Origin of the sequence: Fictibacillus sp. 7GRE50 (assembly GCF_015903875.1) — a bacterium.
Lineage (GTDB): Bacteria > Bacillota > Bacilli > Bacillales > Fictibacillaceae > Fictibacillus > Fictibacillus phosphorivorans.
The window spans coordinates 213,817-231,136 of record NZ_JACZDW010000001.1; the positions used below are offsets into that span (position 1 = coordinate 213,817).

Sequence of the window (17,320 nt, forward strand, 5' to 3'; positions counted from 1 at the left end):
TTATCATACGATAAAGTAGTAAAGTAGGCAATGAATAGAGACATGTTTCACCATTTATTCATACATTAAAAAAAGAATAAAATAAAATGAACCTATTTTACTTATTTTTGGCGAAAAAAGGCAGAATCATACGCTTTTTCAGAGTAGTTATTTGCATACAAAAAAACCGGCAGCTAAATCCTTAAGCTCACCGGTCCTATGTTGATCACTTATTAAACCATTTGATTGATTTTAAGAAAACGTGAGGAAACAAGTTCTTCAACAAATACTTGAAATTCTTCGGTGTTCATCTGCTGTGCAGCATCTGATAAAGCCACTGCTGGATCAGGATGTACTTCTGCCATCACGCCATCCGCTCCGATCGCAAAAGCTGCCTTCGCTGCTGGAAGGAGCAAATCTTTTCTCCCTGTTGAATGGGTGACATCTACAAACACAGGCAGATGGGTTTCTTGTTTTAAAATCGGTACGGCTGTAATATCTAATGTGTTTCGTGTCGCTCGTTCATACGTTCGAATCCCTCTTTCACAAAGGATAATCTGCCCGTTTCCTTGCGACATGATATACTCCGCGGAATTAATGAACTCCTCTAACGTTGCTGCCAGTCCTCTTTTTAATAGAACAGGCTTATTGAGCTTCCCTGCTGCTTTCAACAGCTCATAGTTCTGCATGTTTCGAGCACCAATTTGGATGATGTCTAAATACTCACACGCCATATCAAGGTCTTGTGGATGGACGATCTCACTGATCACCGCACAATTGTATTCATCTGCCACTTTTTTTAGAATCTGAAGTCCTTCCACACCTAATCCTTGGAAATCGTAAGGTGACGTTCGTGGTTTAAATGCTCCTCCTCGTAATAGTCTTACTCCATTCTTTGTAACAGCATCTGCTACAGAAGCTGTTTGTTCATAACTCTCTACAGCGCACGGCCCAGCAATCAAAATAGGATTTCCGTTTCCGATCTCCATCCCCTTAACAGAGATAACCGTATCTTCAGGTCTTTGCTTTCTAGAGACAAGAAGCTCCTTTTTATGATCTACTTCCTGTAATTCTAGACCTGCTTTAAATATTTCTTTAAAAAGATGCTGAAGAGTACTCGTTTCAAATGGCCCCTCATTATCTGTTGAAATGAGATCTAACATATGTCTTTCTCTAACAGGATCGTACTTCTTCATACCTTGATCTGATTTGATCTTACCGATCCGCTGAACAAGCTCACCACGTTTATTGATTATCGCTAATAACTCTTTATTCACATCATCAAGTTCTGCTCGTAACGTGTTTAATTCTAGATGATTCATATCTTAGCACCTCAGTATTTATATAATGTAAGAAATATGATACATTTCTAATAATTAGGACGTTTTCTATCACTTATAAGACTACCTATACATCTATCGTAACAAAAAGAGGTGCCTTCGTGGACAAAAATCTTTTATTCGCATTAGATATCGGTACACGCTCCGTGGTCGGTATGATTTTAAAGCAGCATGAAAATGGAAAGTATGAAATTTTACATAAAAAAATGATCGAACATGAAGAGCGCTCTATGCTTGATGGCCAGATCCACCATATCCCTGCTGTTGCTAAAGTGATCAGGACTATAAAAAATCAGCTCGAACATGAAGTAGGTTCGCTTTCTAAAGTTTGTGTTGCTGCAGCAGGAAGAGCTCTTAAGACCGTGAAAGGCCGTTCTGAAAAAGATCTCTCACTTGGTGATATCACTTCAAATGAAGAAGTGATCCATATGGAACTTGCAGCGGTTCAGCAAGCTCAATATCAATTAGCGAGCTTATTAGATGAAAACTCCAATTTACTCTACGATTGCGTTGGATATTCTGTCCTTCATTATTATCTCGACGAGCAGGAGATCGGAAGCTTTATCGGTCAGCAAGGAAACAGAGCTAGTGTAGAAGTTATCGCTACATTTTTACCGAGAGTAGTTGTAGATTCCTTAATGAAAGCTCTAGACGAAGCTGGCCTTGAAATGGAAGCTCTAACGTTAGAACCGATCGCAGCCATCAATGTGCTGATTCCGCCTTCTATGCGTAAGTTAAATGTAGCTCTTGTTGACATTGGAGCAGGTACTTCAGATATTGCGATAACTGCTCAAGGAACAGTTATTGCATATGGTATGGTACCGGCCGCAGGGGATGAAATTACGGAAGCAGTCAGTTCTGAGTTTTTGTTGGATTTTCCTGTAGCTGAGCAGATTAAACGTTCGTTAACGCAAGAATCTGAAATAACATACACAGATATCTTAGGATTTCCATCCAAGAAAGTCACATCTGAAGTGATTTCAACGATAGCCTATTCGATCGACAATTTGGCAGAAGGAATTACAAATGAAGTCCTTCGCTTGAACGGCAAAGCACCACAGGCGATCATGCTTGTGGGAGGAGGCAGTTTAACACCTCTATTACGCGAGAAAGTCGCTGAAAAGCTTACCCTGCCAATGGAGCGAGTTGCGATTCGTGGTCTTAACGCCATCCAATCATTGATCCCATCATTAAAAGAAGATGGCCCTGAACTCGTAACACCTGTAGGTATCGGTATTGCGGCTAAAGAAAATCCGGTTAAATATGTAACCGTCTCTGTGAATGGAAAGACAATACGTTTATTTCAAGTAAAAAAACTTACGATCGGTGATGCCTTGATCGCTGGAGGAGCTGATCTTTCGAAACTTTACGGTAAACCTGGAATGGGATTGATGGTTTCTGTGAATGGGAAAGTGAAGATGTTTAAAGGAAAGATCGGTTCAGCTCCTACCATTGAGATGAATGGTGTTCCTTGCACGCTATCAGATGAAATCTTAGAGGGTGCAACCATCCATTATGAACCTGGAAATAACGGGGAGGATGCGGAAATCTCGATACAAGACGCAATTGATGATCACTCTGTCAAATCGTTATGGGTGAACGGGGAAGCTGAGACATTTGAAACACATTATTATATAAATGAACAACGTGTATGCGCCAATACTTTATTATCTGATAGAGATGATTGTTATTATCGCTTCCCTTCAACCCTTTCAGATATTTTTGATCTAAAAAAGTGGAGTAGCGAAACAAAGAATTTGGATTTTACTCTTTTTGTAGATGGTAAACCGCTCTCTCTTCCTACTACAATCACGAGTACGGTGCATCTAAACGATCTAAGTGTTACCCTTCATACAGAATGGAACGACGGAGATCGTTTAGATTATCAACGTTCTGAAGAAGAGCAAGTAATTTTGAAACATGTAACGAACGCACTAGACCTAAACCTTCATCAGTCATGTACGGTTATTTTTAATGAAGAAGAACTGACTCTTGTAAGACCACTTTATACGTTCTACCGTGAAGAGGAAAAACTGTGTAGCGACTCAGTTCTTCATAGTCAGGAAAGACTTTTGATGAAAAAGACCAATCAACAACCGTTTATATTTCAAGACGTTTTTACAGAAGTGGAACTTACACTTCAACCAAAACCAGGTGAGAGCCTGATTTTGTTAAAGAACGGAGAAAAAGCAGGCTTTCAAACCGAAATCCAAACAGGTGATCAATTACTATTAAAATTTGAAGTACTTGTTTAAAAAGAAAAAAGCGTAGCAATTTCTGCTACGCTTTTGTTTTTTCGTTCGCTTGTGCAAGCTTCTTATTCGTAATATTCCAGTGTGAATCATGCCAAACCACGTTATTTCCATCGAAAATTAAAACTTGAGGAGATTCGTGCTTCACTCCTGTTTGCTCAGCAATCGCATTACTTAGTGGTCTTGAATCTTGCACGTTCAGATAATACAACGTTTCATTCTCGTTATCAGCTGCAAACGTTTGGAATTCTTTAAAAGCTTCATGACTTACTGGACATGTTGTACTGTTTTTCATCAAGATAATGCGGTTTCTTTGTTCTTTTACTAAATTCCAATCTTGTTCGTTTTGTAATTGAATGAGTGACATATCGATTTCTACCTCCATAATAAAAAGAAAAGAAAAAGAAACAAGTTCTTTTTCTTATCTTTTCATATTCACACCATACTTATCAATATTTTTGCTCTACTAATTCTTGCTCATTAGCAGGATCATAATCCAGCTTACCTTCATCTTGGATATCGTCTGTAATCTCACCATACAGTTCAGACGCGTTTTCCTCTTCTTTCGCACGCCACTTATCAATATCCTTGCGAAGATTTGAAGTTAGATCTTTAACCTTTGTTGCGACTTGGTTCGATTGTTCAGATACGGTCTTAACAATGTTTGAGGATTTTTCACGAGCCAAATGAGAGATCTCATTACTTTTATCCTTTAAATAGACAGCTTGTTCATTCAGATCGCTTCGCAATTCCTTCCCTGCTTTAGGCGCTAATAATAGCGCTGCTGCAGCCCCTAACATGCCACCAACAAGAGCACCGATGATAAAATCTTTGCTATCAATGTTTTGATTGTTGTTGTTGCTCATTTACACTCCTCCTCTGGAATATTGATTTGTCGCTGTGTCAACATTGGATTTTTTGAGTTTGTATTTTTCCCATAAATTCAATGCTGCATTTCCCCATTGAACCGCTTGCGATATTTGTTTAGACTGTCGCTCTGTTTCAACCGTAATCTGGTCTGTTACTTTGCGGACAGATTGGTTCACCTTTTGAACGGATTGACCGAAATCCTGAACTGCAGAAAACACGTTGTTAAGAGAATCTGATTTCTTTTGAACATCCTCGGCTAACTGGTTTGTTTTATGTAACAAATCGGTTGTCTCGCGCGTTACGCCATCTAATTGCTTCTCTAGACTTTCTAGCGTTACCGCGACATGATTGAGGGTAATTTGTAATGATTTCAAAGCCCCTGATAAAAAATAAACGAGTACGACAAATGCAACTGCGACTAATGCTACACTGATTGAGATAATGATATCCATTATTCGAGACACCTCCTGAAAGTATATTATTGCTTTTTCCCGAGTTTTTATCAAAGGAAACGTGTTTTTTTATAGTATTCTTTACCACTTCATTAAAATCCTTTTCTAGAACATTACAAATTGTTTAAATTAAGTTAAAATAAAGAAGATATCAAATATATAGGGGGCTTCTTCAACATGAGAGATCCAAGAATTCAACAACTAGCAAAAAACTTGATTACATATTCAGTAAACCTGCAAAAAGGTGAAAAAGTATTGATTGAAAACTTCGGCCTGCAAAAAGAACTCGTGAACGCACTTGTTCAAGAAGCATATGCTGCTGGCGGTTTTCCATTCGTTCTACTAAAAGACCATTCTGTAATGCGCGCTCAATACACACAAGCAACTGAAGAACAAATGGAGATGATCGCTAAACACGAAGGTGATCTGATGAACCAGATGGATGCTTATATTGGTCTACGTTCAGGTGACAACATCAACGAAATGTCTGATGTACCTTCCGAAAAAATGGCGCTTTACGAAAAAACAATCTTTGCAATGCACCGTAAGATTCGTATCAAAAAGACGAAATGGTGTGTGCTTCGTTACCCGAACGCATCTATGGCACAATCTGCAAGCATGAGCACAGAAGCTTTCGAAGATTTCTATTTTGAAGTATGTAACCTTGATTATGGAAAAATGGATGACGCCATGACTGCACTAAAAGACCTCATGGATAAGACAGATAAAGTTCGCATCACAGGACCTGGAACAGATCTATCGTTCTCGATCAAAGATATTCCTTCCATTAAATGTTCTGGACAAAACAACATTCCAGATGGTGAAGTGTTTACAGCTCCAGTTAAAGATTCTGTTAGCGGAACGATTTCTTATAACACGCCGTCACCATATAACGGTTTTACATTCGAAAATGTACAGCTAACGTTTGAGAACGGGAAGATTGTAAAAGCGACAGCTAACGATTCTGAGCGTATTAACAAGATCTTCGATACAGATGAAGGTTCTCGTTATGTAGGTGAATTTGCGATCGGTGTAAATCCGTTCATCAAGCATCCGATGAAAGATATTCTTTTCGATGAGAAGATCGACGGCAGCTTCCACTTTACGCCTGGTCAAGCGTATGAAGAGGCGTATAACGGAAATGAATCAAACATCCATTGGGATATGGTCATGATCCAACGTCCTGATTACGGCGGAGGAGAAATCTTCTTTGACGATGTGTTGATACGTAAAGATGGCGTTTTCGTTCTTCCTGAATTAGAGCAATTAAACCCTGAGAATTTAAAATAATACTAGTAGAAATGCTCATGTAAGTAGTTGATTTTCGTTCCAGGATGCTCGCTTTCCGGGGGGCGTGCAGTGAACCTCCTAACGCTCTGCGCTGTTAGGAGGCTCACCTTGCACTACAATCAACTTATCAATGAAGCACTAGCCTTCACAGGTATAAACTTTCACGAATTAATCAAAAGAAAATACAAAAAAAGACTTGCCGTCAGGCAAGTCTTTTTTTCTTAAGGTTTTGCAGTCAGTGTTTCCTCGTATGCTCTTTGGAATTTTTGAATATCTCCAGCACCCATGAACAATAAAACACCGTCATTGTATTTTTTTAGTACATCCACTTTATCTTCTGTAATGAATTGTGCGTTAGGGATTTTTTCTATCAAATTCTCGATCGAAAGATTCCCCGCATTCTCTCTTGCAGAACCAAAAATATCACATAGATAAACGTGATCTGCTTCACTTAAGGCTGCTGCAAATTCATCTAGAAACGTCTTTGTTCGTGTAAATGTATGTGGTTGGAAGATCGCTACCACTTCACGATTTTTATACTTATACTTTGTTGCTTCAATCGTTACTTTAATCTCAGTCGGATGATGAGCGTAGTCATCGATCAGAATTTGATCACCTACTGATTTTTCAGAGAACCGTCTTTTAACCCCAGTGAAGTTCTTTAATTGCTCTTTAATGATATCCATCGGTAATGTTTCATAATGACAGATCGCAATGACTGCAAGGGCGTTCAAAACGTTATGTGTGCCGTATCCTGGAATCTGGAACGTCCCATAAAACGTGTTGCGAACAAATACATCAAATGTTGTTCCTTCATCACCACGATTAACATTCTTTGCTTGGAAATCATTATGATCACCAAAACCATAGAACACAACAGGTACTTGTGCATGAATTTCTTGAAGATTTGCATCATCACCACATGCGATGATTGCCTTTTTAACCTGCATCGCCATAGCCTGGAATGCACTGATTACATCTTTTAAATCAGAAAAATAATCAGGATGATCAAAATCAATGTTTGTGATTATCGCATAATCAGGATTATAAGATAAGAAATGTCTGCGATATTCACATGCTTCAAACACAAAGTATTCGCTGCCTTTGCTGCCTTTACCTGTTCCATCACCGATCAAATAGGAAGTAGGTTTTGCTGCACCTACAACATGTGCTAGTAATCCTGTAGTTGACGTTTTTCCGTGCGATCCCGTAACGGCGATCGATGTAAAGTTAGATAGATACTCTCCAAGAAAATGGTGATATCTATGAATAGGTATATTTTTTTCATTTGCAGCTTGAATCTCTTCATGCTGTTCGCCAAAAGCATTACCCGCGATAATCGTTTGACCTTCTTCAACGTTGTTCTTGTCAAACGGTAACACCGGTATGTTTTTCTCTTCAAGTGCTGTTTGAGTAAAGATATATTGCTCAATATCAGATCCTTGAACATCATGACCAGTGTCATGAAGGATTTGTGCCAACGGGCTCATTCCTGTCCCTTTAATTCCAATAAAATGGTATTTTGTCATGTATAGCCCTCCACAAAAAGAACACCTTCTAAAAGGCCTATTTGTATTATTATATGCCTGCTGTTTGAATCGGTTATTTATGCACAGTCAGGCTTGATTCGGAATACTTGAACCATTATATCAAAGTTGTTGTCCTATCACCATGATAGACAAATGATAAAAGTCTAATAGACCTTTTTATCTATTTTTACCCAACTTCTCCAAAATAATGATATCTGTTATTCCACTAACTCTAGTCTTGGATTATGGCGATAGATTCTTCCAGCTTTTGCTTGATGCTGTTCGTTCATCATAACGTTATCACCGGTAAATCCAATATTAATCTTTAATAGATTGCTGCCTACCCCGTAAATATCTACAGGTACTTTTTGTTCTTCAAACTGCTCGATTCTTTCTTTCTTGAACCCACCGCTAACAACGATTTTGACATGTTGGTAGCCTTCTTCATCCAGCGCTTTTCGGAGTGCAAAGATCAATTCTGGATTGACGCCTCTAGGGTCAAACGAACCTAACACATCAGGATTTCTAAAGAAATATTGATCGACCATCGTTCGCGAAGTATCAACCCTTACCCCTTTTAAAGTCTCTCCAAACTCTCTTGCTACTTTTAAGGCATCTGTTATCACATCATTGTTATAATCAACGAGTGAGATAAGGTCGTCTTCAGGGTATTTTGCATGATAAGCTTTCGTAGCTTCCACTATGTCACCATTGAAAATTTGAATGAGGGCATGTGGCATCGTGCCCATTCCTTTTTTGCCCCACCATTCATTCATCGCATGTGTAGCCTGTGCAGTTGAGCCGCCAATATAAGATGCATAACCATCTCCTGCTTGCTGTGCAAAATGATCATCTCGGTCTCCCATAAAGATGACCGGTTTCTGTACGCCCGATTTGCTAGCAGCTTTCACAACATTATAAACATTCGTTGCAACCGACGTTCTTCTGGCTAGTATTCCATCTATCATACCTTCTAAGAACCCAAAGTTCTGGTAAGGTCCCTTAATCGTTAACACCGTTTCAAACGGAGAGATTTTGTCTCCATCTTTTAGAGAATGGATCTCTAAAGAATCAACATCTTTAGCAAACGTTTTAATAAGAGCGATCGCTTCATCCGAACCGCACAGAACGGCATCACTCTTTTGAAAGAACTGCATGGTTACGATATTATCTGGTTTAAATGATTCTACAATCTCACACGTTTTTAGAAAATAAACAGCAGAGAACCAGCCTTCTCTGATCCGTTCATCAAATTTAAATGTTTTATTTGTGAGCCGCTTGATCTTACCTTGCAGCTTTAATTCTATCTCTTTCATTAAATTACTCCTCATGACTTATTCCAAGGTATAAAAGAAAGGGAACTATTCCCCACACTATAATAGCGAACAAGGCACAATAACTCAAGAAAATCATTTAATAGAGAATTTTAGAGAGCAACCAGAAAGTGAAATAAATGAATAATCGGTCAAATTTACCGATATAAAAGCAATTTTGCTGATAAAAGATATTTCCCGCCGATATAATCGGTTTCTTGCCGATATATCTTTATTCTTGCCGATATCCTTACTTTCTACCGAAGTGTAGACTTCACCACTCTGCTTACAAAAGAAGAGCTGATGTAAGGCGTCCCTTACAATCAGCTCTTTCTGATTACTTCATTACTCTACACCACTATATAAACGATTCTCTAGTTCTTCTTGTGTAAGAAGAACATGTCTTGGTTTACTTCCCATCGTTTCAGAGACGAGGCCGAAGCTTTCCATCATATCTACTAATCTTGCTGCACGGTTGTAACCAATTCTAAATCTACGCTGCAAGCTAGAAGAGGATGCTGCACCTACTTCGATTACATAGTAACAAGCTTCTTCAAAAAGCTCGTCTTCTACTTCTGTTGTTTGCTGATGCTGAATCAGTTCTTCACGAGTAAAAAGATATTCCGTCTGATATTCTTCTTTTACGTAACGTGTTACTTCTTCAATTTCTTCATCAGATACGAACGTTCCTTGAATACGAACCGCTTTGTTCGAGCCGTTCTCCATAAAGAGCATATCGCCTCGCCCTAATAACCGTTCTGCACCACTCATATCTAGAATGGTTCGTGAATCTATCGCGGACGATACAGCGAATGCTGTACGAGTTGGTACATTAGCTTTGATCAGTCCTGTGATAACATCTACTGATGGACGCTGTGTTGCAAGAAGAAGATGGATACCACATGCTCTTGCTTTCTGAGCAATTCGGCAGATCGCTTCTTCAACTTCTTGCGGTGATACCATCATAAGATCTGCCAATTCATCAATGACTACAACAATATATGGCATCTTGTTCTTATAATGCTGCTCTTCTTCCATCTTTTGATTGTAACGTTTGATCTCACGTACACCTGTTTTTGCAAACTCTTCATACCGGCGTTCCATTTCTTCAACCGCCCATTTCAAAGCAGCTGTAGCCTCTTTTGCATCTGTGATAACAGGAGTCACTAGATGCGGGATATGATTGTATGGTGCGAGTTCGACCATTTTAGGATCGACAAGTAACAGTCTGACATCTTCCGGCTTTGCTTTATACAGCAAGCTCACAAGTATAGAATTGATACAAACGCTCTTTCCTGAACCTGTAGCACCTGCGATAAGTCCGTGAGGCATCTTTTGGAGATCTGTTACTACAGGTGCTCCTGAAATGTCTAAACCAAGAGCCACTGTTAAGGAAGAAACTGAATCCTTAAACACATCATCTTCAATGATCTCACGTAAATAAACAGCTCTGCTATGCTGGTTGGGAACTTCTATACCGATTGCATTCTTTCCTGGGATCGGCGCTTCAATTCTTATATCACGAGCAGCGAGGCTAAGTTTTATATCATCTGTAAGGTTTGTAATCTTGTTTACCTTAACGCCTGGAGCGGGTTGAACTTCGAACCTTGTTACGGCAGGGCCTTTTGTCATATGAACTACTTTTGCGTTCACATTAAAGTTATCCAGTGTTGATTGAAGTGTGTTCTTTTGTTCGTTTAACCAAAGATCATCATCTTCAAGTGATATCTTCGCTTTATTCAATAATGACATTGGAACAAATAGCTGATTTTTTACAGATTCAGCACTTTGATGAATGTTTAATTCTTTTCTTGCTGTTTGTCTACTTTCTGACTGACGCATTTCTGGATTTGAAACACTGCTTAGTGACTTTCTGTCTTTTTTTAGCATCAGCACATTGAAAGGAACGAATTGACCTCCACTTTTTGGAGCTTCTTTCTTAGGCGGAGACTGTTCAATGACTACATCTTCTTGTACTTGCTTCTCTGACTTACTTAGGGCTACCTCTTGAACATATTGTGTATCAGGTTTCTCCGCACGTTCATCAGCAGGTTCTGATTCATCAACAGGCTCAATCATTTCATCCTGTTTCTCCACATTTAACGTGTCAGGTGCAACCTCGAAGACCTCCTCTGACACATGCTCTTGGTGTTCGATAACCATTTCAAGCGACTCATTATGCTGTTCTTCTTCAGATGCTACATCCTGACCCAATATTATTACTTCATCTTCAACCGGTAATTGTTCTGGTTCAACCATACTTTGATTCGAATCTTGAAATTGAGAAATCTCACGCCGAATCTCTTGTGAATCCATCGTGTCTTCTGTTGTTGCAGCTGGAAGAACTTCTTCAACAGTCTTTAAAAGTTCTTCTGTCACAGAATCCTTCTCAGGTATATCTCTACCGATGAACAAGATACCTTCTGGCTTTCTCTTTCCATACCCGTATACAGGAGAGGGTACATCTGTAGGCATAAACCTAGATTTCACTTCAGGAGTGGTATCCTTTTGTTCAGGCTTTACCTGTGCATCATTCTTATTTCTTCTCTCATATCCGTAAACAGGCGACGGAACGTTAGATGCTTTGAATGCTTGACGTTTTGGTTCCCGGCTAAAAGTAGTTGATTTGGCTTGAGTTCTTCTGTTGTCTTTTTGAAGAGATCGTTGCTCACGTACAGTGCGCTCATCTCGGTATGGTTTTTCTTCCCTAACAGGCGCTTTATACTGTTGTGTCTCTTTCTGCTGATATGTATGTCGTTGTACAGGTGGTTTTGCCGTTTTTTCATCCGGGATCACAGGAAAACGAAATGGCGCATTCTCTGGATACTTATGCAGCATTTTCGCAGGATGCTGTATATTTGATTGAGACGGTTTTCTCCCATTGTTTACAAAAGGAACTGACCTCGTCTTTTCTGTACTTTCCTTTTTTTCGGTTGCTTGTTGCTTTTTTACTGGCTCTTGGTTTTGCTTTCTCTCATCCTCATAATAGGAATCATCTTCATTTTCATCGTCAAAAAACGTATTCATTAATTTTTTTATCCAACTCATCTTCTCACCTATTTCTGTTGGTTGTTTCTTTATTGTAGCGAAAATAGAAGAGAAACAATAGTCTAAATATTCATCAATAGCACATGCGTCTAAAAAGATAAGAAATAAAAACCACTAGATGATCTAGCGGCTTTTATTATTAATCAATCTGTTGTTTCTTCTTCTACTGGTCTATTCTTGGCTAAAATAAAGACAGGTTCTAGCTCTTTGTTTTCATACATAAACGGTAAAGCCGTGATCGGTACTCGTCCGTTCATAAAAAATTGCATCGCCATCTGAGCCAAGACATCGTATCCTTGCTTATTTTTGATATCTGCAACAATCAATACATCTTGATGTGGTATGGCAACTGCCATTTCTCCGGTAATGTTTTTCTTCATTTCTTCTAAGAACTGAACATTCAGGATTCTGCTCGCATCGTATCCATCGTTATGGTTTAAAAAGAAGAACGTATTTCCCGCAACTTGGTCTTCTTTATAATCTGTTGATAATCGTTTTACATTGAACTTTGCTGCATCAAGTATTTGAGACTTTTCTACCTCCAACGCCTTCATCTTATTATTCGTTAGAAGTTTGTAGGTTTTGCCTAGGTCTAAAGCATAATAAATCCTCGTCTCTGCTGTATGCTCTTGATAGAACAGTTCTTCTCCTTCTGGTGTTTCTGTAGGAAAGGAAGCAGAACGAATGACTGGGAAGATGCGTGATAGGCTATTCGAACTCTCATCTTCATGGGACGCGGCGTTCAATCCTTCTTCAACGTAGTAAACAAGTTTATCGATAAGCTCATCTTTTTCTTTCGACCAGCGCGCACTGAGACCTCCGAGAGATAAAGATACACCTTTACCCGTTAACTTATTCGTAATTCGCAGTGTTTCATCTTCTCTATCATATGAAAATTCTCTGGTTGGACTCATTAGTCTCTCTTGTAACGTTTTCTTTAGTTTAATGGAACTGCTCATATATGAATCCTCCTTTCCTAAACTACGGTTACTCGTAACGTGAAAAACCTCCTAATGGAGGTTTTTGTTCGTTTACTTGCTGTTCTCTTCTTTATATTCTACTACTACTTCTGTTCCTAGTCCGCCACGTGCGTTCCAGTTTCCTACTACTTTTATATACTTTGGTTTAAGCAGCTTCACTAGATCTTCCAGAATACGATTTGTAGCATGCTCTTGATAGATTCCAACATTACGATATGAAGTTAGATAATACTTCAATGACTTCATTTCTACTAGATCTTCATTTGGAATGTAGCTGATGATGATATCAGCAAAGTCCGGAAGACCTGACCAAGGACATACAGATGTAAATTCAGTCGTAGGAATGGTTACCATTGTATCTTTTCCTACATACTCATATGGAATCGTTTCTAATATATCAACGAGGATTACGTTCTCATCTTGGATGTCAAAACGAATTCCTTCATATTTACTGTGATTTACTTCAACTTTAGCCATTAAAAAACTTCCCTTCACCTAAAAAAATATCATTTTTCGTTATTATAACATACTCTTTTGACCTATTTTGAAGGAATGTTAAGCTCTTCTAAAAAGGCAACAATCTGCTCTTTTGTTTTTCTCTCTTTATTCACATAACGTCCGATCTCTTCGCCGTCCTTAAATGCTAAAAAGCTCGGTATACCAAAAATATCATGCTCTTGACAAAGTTCGATCAGTTCATCACGATCCACATAGACAAATTGATAGCTTGAATATTCTTCTTCAATTTCTGGTAGGATCGGCTTAATTACCACACAATCCGGACACCAATCAGCAGAAAAGACAGCTATTGTAACGTCCTTTTTGATTGTTTCTTTAAATTGTTCGATCGATTTGATATTTTCCATTTAGATCGTCTCCTTATTGATTCAGCTTCATATCGCCAAATTTAATATATCCTTTTTTTCTTAACCATTCTGAAAGTATCAGACTAATGATAATGGGTCCTATAAAATGCAAAATAAATATAGCAAGAAACGTTTCAAAGGTAAAGCCCATCGTCCTGAGCGTCATAATTTGCCCTACGAGGCCACTTGTACCCATCCCTGCTCCGGCTGGAATATTCTCCATTTGAAAATAAAGTGTTCCGATGGGTGCTAATAAGATACCTGCAACTGTTGGCGGAATTAAGATATACGGATTTCTTACCACATTCGGAAACTGTAGTTTTGATGTTCCGATTCCTTGGGTAAGCCAGCCTCCAAATCCATTTTCCCGGTATGAACTTGTGGCAAACCCTATCATTTGAGCTGCACATCCAATTGTTGCTGCACCAGCGGCTAGACCCTCTAGGCCAAGCATCATCGCAATTGCGGCAGAAGAAATCGGACCTGTTAGTGCAAAGCCAAGCAATAGAGCTACTAATATCCCCATGATCAACGGTCTCTGATCGGTTGACCACATAACAAGCTGACCAAATGCCTTCATGAATTGATCAATTCCTGGTCCGATAAATGTTGCAATCGTAAAACCTGTAAAGATCGTAACTGCAGGTGTGATTAAAATATCAAACTTCGTTTCTTCAGATACTAGCTTTCCGGTTTCTACAGCAATCAACGCTGCTACATAACAACCCGCAACACTCCCTAGATCCGCTCCTGCTGCACCCGCTATACCTGCTGAAAAGATAACGAGTGGAGGTGCTTTTAATCCGTACGCCACTGCCGTACCGATCACTGGACCCATCAAAGTCATCGCTAACTGTCCCATCTCTGTGAAAAATGGAAGCGAGAGTTGCTCACCAATCGTCTTTAGAATCAGTCCTACGATAAGCGATGCCATCAAACCTAGTGCAAAATATTGAAACCCCGTAATAAAATACGTTTTTGGGGATAGACTTACCCCTTTTTTATTTAAAAAATCCCTCATATGAAATGACTCCTTTTGCTGTTCTGTTAAACATGTCCCCCAAACATTATAACTTGTTTTAAACCCATGTAAAGACAGGTGTAAAGCTAATTAGTTTTACATACAATTCTTTTTACTTTGAAACTTAAAATAATTCAAAAAAGACCGATAAAATGGCAGGGGGGAATTCATATGAACATGTCGATACGAAGAAGAGTGCGACTGATGCTTTTCATCAGTTTAGCCGGAATGGTACTATTACTTGCATTTATTGGATTATTTTTATGGCAGAACACCCAAATGGAAGAGGAAAGAGATCAAGTACAACTAACATTACGTTCTAGTAATGATATTCAAAGTACATTTAATGAAGTGCGTAAACTTGAACAAGAGTATTTAAGAGATCCTAGCACAGAGGCTAAAGAAAAAGTTTTAACTTCATTGAATGACTTGCAAAAAGCAACAACTAAAATAGCTAAAGAAACGAACAGTTCTTCAATTAAAGGAATAGAAAAAGACCTGTCTGCTTATCAAACATCGTTTAATTCTGCCACAAGCCTAACTACACAACTTAACTCATTAAAGCAGATGATGACAGAAACATCTAACAACTTTTATGAATCAGTAAAAGCCATGAACGACCAAGCTTTATTGATCACACTGCTGCAGATGCAAACGTATGAAAAAGATGTTCATATTAAGTATGACAGCACGACGGTTGAAAGCTTTAAAGAAAGTGCTCAAACGTTTGATCGTATGTTAGATGAGAAAAACCTGCCTGCTGATCAGTTGTCTACTTTTAAATCAAATTTATTAAAATATACAACCTCTGCAGATACGATCCAATCGATCACAAAAAAGATCGGGGATGATATTTCGACTTTTGAAAAGATCGCTAATGTTGTAGATCAATCAACGAAAGATGCAGAAAGTAACTTGCAGAAGGAAAATGTTGAATTAACGAAAAACCAAAAATCAGTTAAGTTTTGGCTGACGATCAGTTTAATCGGTTTGAGTGTCGTAATCTTATCGATATTAAGTGTGATCGGTGTTTGGCTTCTACGATCGATCCAATCCTCAATTTCGGTACTTAAAGAAGGAGCTGCCATTATTGGTGATGGTGATCTTTCTTACCGTGTAGAGACGAAATCTAAGGATGAAATGGGAGAACTAGCTCAAACCTTTAATCGTATGGCTGAAAAAATGCAAAAATCAATGAACGAAGTAAAAGATGCCGCAGAGAAACTAACGAGTTCATCTCAAAACTTAGCAGCTGTATCAGAAGAAACCACCGCACAAAGTGATGAAGTGACAGAAGCGATCTCTCAAGTCGCTACAGGAGCTCAAAGTCAGGCTGATCATCTGCAAGAATGTACACTTTTGCTTTCTGATGTGACTGGATATATTAAAGAAACGGCTTCGATCAGTGACGAGATTGCTTCTGATGCCATTCAAGCTGAAAACGAAGGAAAAGCAGGATCCAATATCGTCCATCAACTAAATACACATTCTGAGAACTTTTTAGAACTTGCTCAAAGTCTTATTTCAGAAATTCAAGACGCGAGCAAACAATCCAAACAGATTCATTCAATCGTTGAAACGATCCAAGAGATAGCAGGAAGCACTGACCTTCTTGCACTTAATGCAGCCATTGAATCCGCAAGAGCTGGTGAAGCTGGTAGGGGCTTTTCCGTTGTTGCCAGTGAAGTTCGAAAACTTGCTGAGCGTTCTAAGAATGAAGCACTAAGAATTCAGCAGCTAGTAAAATCCATGACTTATCAAATGGAATTGTTATCAAAAGAAACAGTGCGCTTTGAGCAATATCGTGTTGATCAAGTTGAATCTGTTCAACAGACAGAAAAAGCGTTTTCAAGCATCATTCAAAATGTTTCTCAAATTAACGGAAGAATCTCTCAAGTAAAAAGTGCGATCGGTCGTGTTGAATCCGCTAATGAAAACTTATCTGAAAAACTCTTTGAAGTGAGTGCGATATCTGAGGAATCCGTTGCTACAAGTGAACAAGTTAGTGCCTCAAGTATTCACCAAAAAGAAGCCATTCACCAAGTAAACATTGCTGCGACAGAACTGCAAGAAATTGCGCTCACTTTGCAAGAAGAAGTAGACCAATTTTCTTTAGGTGAAAGAGAAAATCTAATCACTGATGAAGAGATAGGATTTATCGACACTTACCATGAAGCAGCAGCAACAGTTGATGATAGTGATGCAGAAGAGCATGATGCTCCATACGATGAGTACAGAGAAGAAATTGAAGCAGAGACAGAAGTAACACCTGATCACCATGTTGATGAAGAGGAAATAGAGAATGATACGGAGTCTGTTCATTCTTTAGATCGTGAAACTAAAAAAGAAGATTAAGTATAAAAACCCGGTGATCACTCGC

The 17,320-nt window shown here is 38.8% G+C and carries 14 protein-coding genes; 3 read left to right on the forward strand and 11 right to left on the reverse strand.

Annotated features, from left to right (window positions below):
• Positions 1-212: 212 nt before the first annotated feature.
• Complete coding sequence (locus tag IHV12_RS01000; protein WP_197189587.1) at positions 213-1,301, reverse strand: bifunctional 3-deoxy-7-phosphoheptulonate synthase/chorismate mutase; 1,089 nt, start codon at positions 1,299-1,301, stop codon at positions 213-215.
• 119 nt (positions 1,302-1,420) lie between these two features.
• Here IHV12_RS01000 and IHV12_RS01005 point away from each other — a divergent pair, with 119 nt between their 5' ends.
• A complete protein-coding gene (locus IHV12_RS01005) occupies positions 1,421-3,574 on the forward strand; it encodes a cell division protein FtsA (RefSeq protein ID WP_197189588.1) in 2,154 nt (717 codons plus the stop codon).
• A gap of 25 nt (positions 3,575-3,599) precedes the next feature.
• Here the strand turns inward: IHV12_RS01005 and ytxJ are convergent, their stop codons facing one another.
• The 3 genes from ytxJ to IHV12_RS01020 form a co-directional block, all read right to left on the reverse strand.
• Positions 3,600-3,956: a bacillithiol system redox-active protein YtxJ gene (gene ytxJ / locus IHV12_RS01010; RefSeq protein ID WP_231620606.1), complete on the reverse strand. Its 357-nt coding sequence runs from the start codon at positions 3,954-3,956 to the stop codon at positions 3,600-3,602.
• 64 nt (positions 3,957-4,020) lie between these two features.
• Positions 4,021-4,437 (reverse strand): YtxH domain-containing protein, encoded by a 417-nt coding sequence (locus tag IHV12_RS01015; protein ID WP_191751970.1) that lies wholly within the window; start codon positions 4,435-4,437, stop codon positions 4,021-4,023.
• Positions 4,438-4,893, reverse strand: coding sequence for a DUF948 domain-containing protein (locus IHV12_RS01020; RefSeq protein ID WP_197189589.1), 456 nt, complete (start codon positions 4,891-4,893; stop codon positions 4,438-4,440). It lies immediately after the preceding gene.
• A gap of 177 nt (positions 4,894-5,070) precedes the next feature.
• Between IHV12_RS01020 and IHV12_RS01025 the strand changes: the two genes are divergently transcribed.
• On the forward strand, positions 5,071-6,183 hold the full coding sequence (locus IHV12_RS01025) for an aminopeptidase (RefSeq protein WP_197131689.1): 1,113 nt from the start codon (positions 5,071-5,073) through the stop codon (positions 6,181-6,183).
• A gap of 221 nt (positions 6,184-6,404) precedes the next feature.
• On the opposite strand, the gene murC is transcribed toward IHV12_RS01025, so the two are convergent.
• The 7 genes from murC to IHV12_RS01060 all read right to left on the reverse strand — a co-directional run bounded on the left by murC (position 6,405) and on the right by IHV12_RS01060 (position 14,940).
• Complete coding sequence (murC, locus tag IHV12_RS01030; protein ID WP_197189590.1) at positions 6,405-7,712, reverse strand: UDP-N-acetylmuramate--L-alanine ligase; 1,308 nt, start codon at positions 7,710-7,712, stop codon at positions 6,405-6,407.
• 218 nt (positions 7,713-7,930) lie between these two features.
• Positions 7,931-9,028: a nicotinate phosphoribosyltransferase gene (locus IHV12_RS01035; RefSeq protein ID WP_191751972.1), complete on the reverse strand. Its 1,098-nt coding sequence runs from the start codon at positions 9,026-9,028 to the stop codon at positions 7,931-7,933.
• 342 nt (positions 9,029-9,370) lie between these two features.
• Positions 9,371-12,073 carry a DNA translocase FtsK gene (locus IHV12_RS01040; protein WP_197189591.1) on the reverse strand — a complete coding sequence of 901 codons (2,703 nt, stop codon included), beginning with the start codon at positions 12,071-12,073 and terminating at the stop codon, positions 9,371-9,373.
• 143 nt (positions 12,074-12,216) lie between these two features.
• Positions 12,217-13,032 carry a DUF1444 family protein gene (locus tag IHV12_RS01045; protein ID WP_197189592.1) on the reverse strand — a complete coding sequence of 272 codons (816 nt, stop codon included), beginning with the start codon at positions 13,030-13,032 and terminating at the stop codon, positions 12,217-12,219.
• Between the two features lie 72 nt (positions 13,033-13,104).
• Positions 13,105-13,530 carry a preQ(1) synthase gene (gene queF, locus IHV12_RS01050; protein ID WP_066396893.1) on the reverse strand — a complete coding sequence of 142 codons (426 nt, stop codon included), beginning with the start codon at positions 13,528-13,530 and terminating at the stop codon, positions 13,105-13,107.
• Positions 13,531-13,592: 62 nt separating this feature from the next.
• Positions 13,593-13,919, reverse strand: a complete 327-nt coding sequence (locus tag IHV12_RS01055) for a thioredoxin family protein (RefSeq protein WP_197189593.1) — start codon at positions 13,917-13,919, stop codon at positions 13,593-13,595.
• Positions 13,920-13,932: 13 nt separating this feature from the next.
• The gene (locus tag IHV12_RS01060; protein ID WP_197131703.1) at positions 13,933-14,940 is read right to left on the reverse strand and encodes a PTS transporter subunit IIC; all 1,008 of its coding nucleotides are present in this window, start codon (positions 14,938-14,940) and stop codon (positions 13,933-13,935) included.
• A 171-nt stretch (positions 14,941-15,111) separates the two neighbouring features.
• Here IHV12_RS01060 and IHV12_RS01065 point away from each other — a divergent pair, with 171 nt between their 5' ends.
• Positions 15,112-17,295, forward strand: coding sequence for a methyl-accepting chemotaxis protein (locus IHV12_RS01065; protein WP_197189594.1), 2,184 nt, complete (start codon positions 15,112-15,114; stop codon positions 17,293-17,295).
• Positions 17,296-17,320 lie beyond the last annotated feature (25 nt).

Excerpts from the sequence above, each read along its gene's own strand:
- IHV12_RS01015 (WP_191751970.1), bottom strand. The coding sequence starts at position 4,437 with ATGAGCAACAACAACAATCAAAACATTGATAGCAAAGATTTTATCATC.
- murC (WP_197189590.1), bottom strand. The coding sequence starts at position 7,712 with ATGACAAAATACCATTTTATTGGAATTAAAGGGACAGGAATGAGCCCG.
- IHV12_RS01045 (WP_197189592.1), bottom strand. The coding sequence starts at position 13,032 with ATGAGCAGTTCCATTAAACTAAAGAAAACGTTACAAGAGAGACTAATG.
- IHV12_RS01025 (WP_197131689.1), top strand. The coding sequence starts at position 5,071 with ATGAGAGATCCAAGAATTCAACAACTAGCAAAAAACTTGATTACATAT.
- IHV12_RS01040 (WP_197189591.1), bottom strand. The coding sequence starts at position 12,073 with ATGAGTTGGATAAAAAAATTAATGAATACGTTTTTTGACGATGAAAAT.
- ytxJ (WP_231620606.1), bottom strand. The coding sequence starts at position 3,956 with ATGGAGGTAGAAATCGATATGTCACTCATTCAATTACAAAACGAACAA.
- IHV12_RS01020 (WP_197189589.1), bottom strand. The coding sequence starts at position 4,893 with ATGGATATCATTATCTCAATCAGTGTAGCATTAGTCGCAGTTGCATTT.
- IHV12_RS01055 (WP_197189593.1), bottom strand. The coding sequence starts at position 13,919 with ATGGAAAATATCAAATCGATCGAACAATTTAAAGAAACAATCAAAAAG.
- IHV12_RS01065 (WP_197189594.1), top strand. The coding sequence starts at position 15,112 with ATGAACATGTCGATACGAAGAAGAGTGCGACTGATGCTTTTCATCAGT.
- IHV12_RS01000 (WP_197189587.1), bottom strand. The coding sequence starts at position 1,301 with ATGAATCATCTAGAATTAAACACGTTACGAGCAGAACTTGATGATGTG.
- queF (WP_066396893.1), bottom strand. The coding sequence starts at position 13,530 with ATGGCTAAAGTTGAAGTAAATCACAGTAAATATGAAGGAATTCGTTTT.
- IHV12_RS01060 (WP_197131703.1), bottom strand. The coding sequence starts at position 14,940 with ATGAGGGATTTTTTAAATAAAAAAGGGGTAAGTCTATCCCCAAAAACG.
- IHV12_RS01035 (WP_191751972.1), bottom strand. The coding sequence starts at position 9,028 with ATGAAAGAGATAGAATTAAAGCTGCAAGGTAAGATCAAGCGGCTCACA.